This window comes from Streptomyces sp. NPDC001027, assembly GCF_040299045.1.
Lineage (GTDB): Bacteria > Actinomycetota > Actinomycetes > Streptomycetales > Streptomycetaceae > Streptomyces.
In genome coordinates this window covers 1-4,014 of sequence record NZ_JBEPBI010000428.1, presented here as the reverse complement: position 1 = coordinate 4,014, position 4,014 = coordinate 1, and the positions used below count along the sequence as shown (strand labels likewise).

At 71.7% G+C, this 4,014-nt stretch carries 6 protein-coding genes and 1 pseudogene; 1 reads left to right on the top strand and 6 read right to left on the bottom strand.

Annotation, left to right across the window (positions count from 1 at the left end):
• Positions 1-110: 110 nt before the first annotated feature.
• The 3 genes and pseudogenes from ABT300_RS42115 to ABT300_RS42105 form a co-directional block, all read right to left on the bottom strand.
• Complete coding sequence (locus tag ABT300_RS42115) at positions 111-440, bottom strand: hypothetical protein (protein ID WP_351687906.1); 330 nt, start codon at positions 438-440, stop codon at positions 111-113.
• Between the two features lie 106 nt (positions 441-546).
• On the bottom strand, positions 547-1,530 hold the full coding sequence (locus ABT300_RS42110) for a hypothetical protein (RefSeq protein WP_351687903.1): 984 nt from the start codon (positions 1,528-1,530) through the stop codon (positions 547-549).
• Between the two features lie 296 nt (positions 1,531-1,826).
• Positions 1,827-2,081, bottom strand: a pseudogene (locus ABT300_RS42105) (transposase); the annotation flags it as partial.
• Between the two features lie 76 nt (positions 2,082-2,157).
• Here ABT300_RS42105 and ABT300_RS42100 point away from each other — a divergent pair.
• Positions 2,158-2,322: a hypothetical protein gene (locus ABT300_RS42100; RefSeq protein WP_351687909.1), complete on the top strand. Its 165-nt coding sequence runs from the start codon at positions 2,158-2,160 to the stop codon at positions 2,320-2,322.
• On the opposite strand, the gene ABT300_RS42095 is transcribed toward ABT300_RS42100, so the two are convergent.
• The 3 genes from ABT300_RS42095 to ABT300_RS42085 all read right to left on the bottom strand — a co-directional run.
• Entirely contained in the window at positions 2,277-2,600 is a 324-nt protein-coding gene (locus tag ABT300_RS42095; protein ID WP_351687901.1) for a helix-turn-helix domain-containing protein, read from the bottom strand. The genes ABT300_RS42100 and ABT300_RS42095 overlap by 46 nt on opposite strands.
• Positions 2,601-3,414: 814 nt before the next feature.
• Entirely contained in the window at positions 3,415-3,672 is a 258-nt protein-coding gene (locus ABT300_RS42090; RefSeq protein ID WP_351687898.1) for a hypothetical protein, read from the bottom strand.
• A gap of 57 nt (positions 3,673-3,729) precedes the next feature.
• Positions 3,730-4,014 (bottom strand): FAD-dependent monooxygenase (locus ABT300_RS42085; RefSeq protein WP_351687895.1); only part of this gene is annotated, 285 nt, incomplete at its 5' end.

Sequence of the window (4,014 nt, the reverse complement as noted above, 5' to 3'; positions counted from 1 at the left end):
ACCGCGCACGCCGACACAGTCGGAGCCACCAACGTTCTACGGGCCGGGCTGGTCCGTCGCGACGCCAACCCGGCGTAACGAGAAGCCCCCGGCCTCAGCCGGGGGAGGAGTCACGAAAGTGGATAACGTCTGGCCGGCATCGGCACGTGCGTCCCCGAGCGGGTCACGATCGACGAGGCCGTCGAGCGAGGGTGGTACGACGTCGACGCCCGCGTCGCCCCGAGGAACTCGCCCGCCTCGCGGAGCACTCGGCGGCGCGACCGCAGATCGTGGTGCTCGCCGAACGGCAAGAGCCCGTAGGCCAGCTCGCCGGCCGGGACGAACTCCTGCTCGACGTCCGGCACTGCCGCGACGGGATACAGCCGGGACCGCGGGAGGTGGACGAGGTGACGGACGGCGGCCGCCGACCGCCGCCGCCCTGCGCCGGGCGCGCGCTCCATACGTTCCCCTCTCTGCACGGACGGTGCTCGCACACGATGCGTCGAGGGTGCACGGTTTCGGCCACGCCCGGCCGGCCCTACCCGCCTACAGCTGGCTCCGCGGCACCTACTCCGCCGGCAGGCCGGGCCCGCCCTCGTCGAGCAGCCCCGCCAGCGCCACGTTGACGCCCGCCTGGAACCGGCTGGAGGACTCCACCTGCTCCATGATCTCCGAGATGTAGCGGCGGCAGGTGCGCACCGACATGCCCAGACGGCGGGCGACCAGCTCGTCCTTGTGGCCCTGCGCCATCAGCTTGATGATCGACCGCTTCAGGTCGTCGGCGACGGGGGTCTGCGCCGTGGCGTCCGGCGTGAACGCGGTGCCGGTGGCCCACAGATGCTCGTACACCTTGCACAGGAAGGCCACCAGGGTCGGCTCGCGCACCACGACGGCGCCCGGCGGCCGGTCCTCGACGTGCTCGGGCAGGAACACCGCCTCACGGTCGTAGATGATGACGCGGTCGATCAGCTCGTCCGTGGTGCGCACCTCGGCGCCCGCCGCGGCCACCGCACGGATGTACGACGTGGTGGTCAGGTCGCTGCGCACGGTGTGCTGGTAGAGATGCCGCACCCGCACCCCGCGCGCCAGCCGGGCCAGGGTGAGCGGACGCGCGTTCTCCAGGTACCGGGCCGGGCGCGGGCCGCCTGGCTGCGCGGTGAGGATCTCGGTGCGGCAGCGCGCCCCCCAGTCGTCGAGCATGGCCTGCAGGACCTGGATGTCGCTGATCACGTCGAACGCCTCGGCCTGGTTGCGGCGCCGACGGCTCTCGAAGTAGGCGGGCTGCAGCGAGCGGATCCGGGTGCGCACGTCGGTGACCGCCTGCTGCAGCTCGTGGATCCGCGCCTCGGCGGGCCTCACCAGTTCGGCTGCGGCGGCCTCGGGGCTTACCGGCATGAGGGTCTCGGGCTCGCCCGGCATCGGATGCAGCAGGCTGAACTCGGTCAGGGTCTGCTCGACCCGCACGGCCACCTCGAGCGACGTGCCCAGCGTGCGGGCGATCTCCTCGCGGTCGAACCGCCCGAGGGTGACCGCTTGCTGGTAAGCGGTCACGCATATGCCGTCGAGTTTGTTGGAGTTCGGCCCGGAAAGAGAACCTTCGTGCATTACGCTGCCGCACCCCCGTACGTAAAGAGAAAAGCTGTCATGCAACTTTACGCCATCGAGAATCGCTGGGAAGCGGCCGGAGCAGCAGGCGGTCTTCTGCGTGAAGAAGTCAAGCGTAAATGGGGGAAATGAACCGTTCCGGGTTTGATCGAGACTCTAGGTCATGACTGTGACCTGGGATTTCGTGGCTTCGCTGTAGTACTTGGCTTCGTATTCGGCGGGCGAGATGTACCCTATTTCACCCGTTTCGGCTCGGCGTTCTCCTTCTTCAGCCGTTTCAGCTCGGCCGACTCTTCGCTCGTCGTGCCTGGACGGGTCCCGGCGTCGAACTGGTCCTGCCGCACCCACTTGCGCAGCGTCTCGGTGGTGCCGATACCCAGCTTCTGGGCGACCGCTTTCATCGCGGCCCACTCGGTGTCGTACTCCGGCCGCACCTCGGCGACCATCCGCACCGCACGACGGCGCAGCTCAAGCGGGTACTGGGAAGGACGTGCCACAACTCGATCCTCTCAAACGATCGAGTCCCCACCGGTCCCGGAACGGTTCACTCCCGAGGTCATCTCGACGCTTCGTGTGACTGGCGAGGACTGCCTGCTGTTCGACGTGCACTGTTCTCACGCCGAACGCCTTGAACAGGTCGTGGACTCCCTCGCCCGTTACGGACCGGTCACCACCTCACTCGTCCTGCGCAGCTACCCGCCCAAGTCGTTGCCGCCGGCATCGTCAACAACGTCCTGACCCGCAACATCTATGGGCGGGGGAGACGGTGGAGTCCGAGGCCGGCTCTCGGAAACCCCCTCCCGCGCCAGGCGCTTATGCCGCCCGCGTGGGCGTCGGGATCCGGCCGCCCCGCCCGGCCCGGGCCGCCAACGCCCCGCCCGGCCCGCTCCCGCTGCGGCCGACCGCATGAGCGACTTCTGCCCGAGGATTTCTCCGAGTTTCTTGAATATGCGACTCATATGCGTTTCGACGGTTTTCGTGCCGATACCGAGACGGGCGGCAATGTGCTGGTTCATCGGACGGAAACCAGATGCGCGATCTTCGTCTCCCGGACGCTCGCCGCTGCGAGCAAAGACGTTTCGGACCGCCCGGAGGAGCGGCCTTTCCTTTCCCCGGCGATTTCGTTCGCGAAGGAAAGCATCCATGAATTCCCCTGGCACGCTCGCCGAGACGGCCGCCGCGAGTACTCCCGGGAATTGCGCGGCCTCCTCGTCCCCGCATTCCCTGCGGGCGCGCGAGCCCGAGAGCCAGCGGGGCGACGGCGTGCCCGTGGCCGAGGAAGAGAGCCGCCCGCAGGGCCCGCTCGAATCGGACGGCGGCCCGGCCCGGCGCGCCCAGACGCAGCTGCGTCTCGCCCAGCCGCCGGCAGGCCTCCAGCCGGTCGGCCCACCGCGCCTCCTCCGCCGCGCCGCCAGCCGCCCCCTCGGCGGGCCCCACTCCCGCCGGGGTCCGCTCCCGCCGCGCCGGCGTCCAGCGCCCGCTCCACGCGATCGGCCGCCTCCCCCGCGCCGCGGGGCTCGCGCCGCCCAGCGCGTGCGCGGTGCCCAGCAGCGCGGCCACCGCGAGCCGGCCCCGCCCCGGCGTCCCCGGACGCCGCCCGCACCGCCCGGTCCATCGCCCCCGCCACGGCGGGCACGCCCAGCTGAGCCCCCTCCACGGCCAGCGCCAGCCGTTCGGCCCGCCCCGCCCGCCCCACGGCGCCCTCCCGCGCGTCGAGCAGCGCCTGCGCCTGCGCGTACCCGCCGAGCCCGCACGGTGCGCGAAGACGGTCAGCACCGCCGCGTCCGGCGGACAGCGCACCAGGTATTCGAGGAAATCCGCGGTGAGCGCTCAGGCCCGGTGCGCGTCGTCCAGGACCAGCAACAGGCCCCTGCCCGACGCGAGTCGGGCGACGGCGGCGCGCAGCGCCCGCACGAGCCCGCAGTCGTCGGCCGCCCCCTCGACCGTTCCGGGTCCGTGCAGCGCGGGTAAGACCGCGGCAAGCCGCCCGGCGGCCGCCGCGCCGAGCTCCTCGAACAGCGAGCCGTCCGCCCGGGCCAGGGACGTCGTCCAGCGCGTCCACGACCACCTCCAGCGGACGCGTCCCACCGCCGCACGGGATCCGGCCCGCCGCGACCGTCCAGCCGTCGCGCCGGAGCGAGCGCGTCAGCCGGCGCAGCAGACTGGGAGAGAGCCAGCACGCCGAAGTCGAACCCGGCGGCCTGCGCCACCGAGCTGCGCGCCCTGCGCTCCGGTCACCGTGAGCGTCACCCCGTCCGCGTCCTGCTCGACGCCGACGACGTCCGCGCCCGAGCGCACCTCGACGCCCAGCTCGGCCGCACGCTCCCGCAGGAGCTGCTCACTGCGCCGCTGCGGCACGATCAAGTCGTAGTCGGTCTCGGCGAGTTCGCCGTCGATGTCGCGATGGACGAGACCGAACTGCGACCAGCC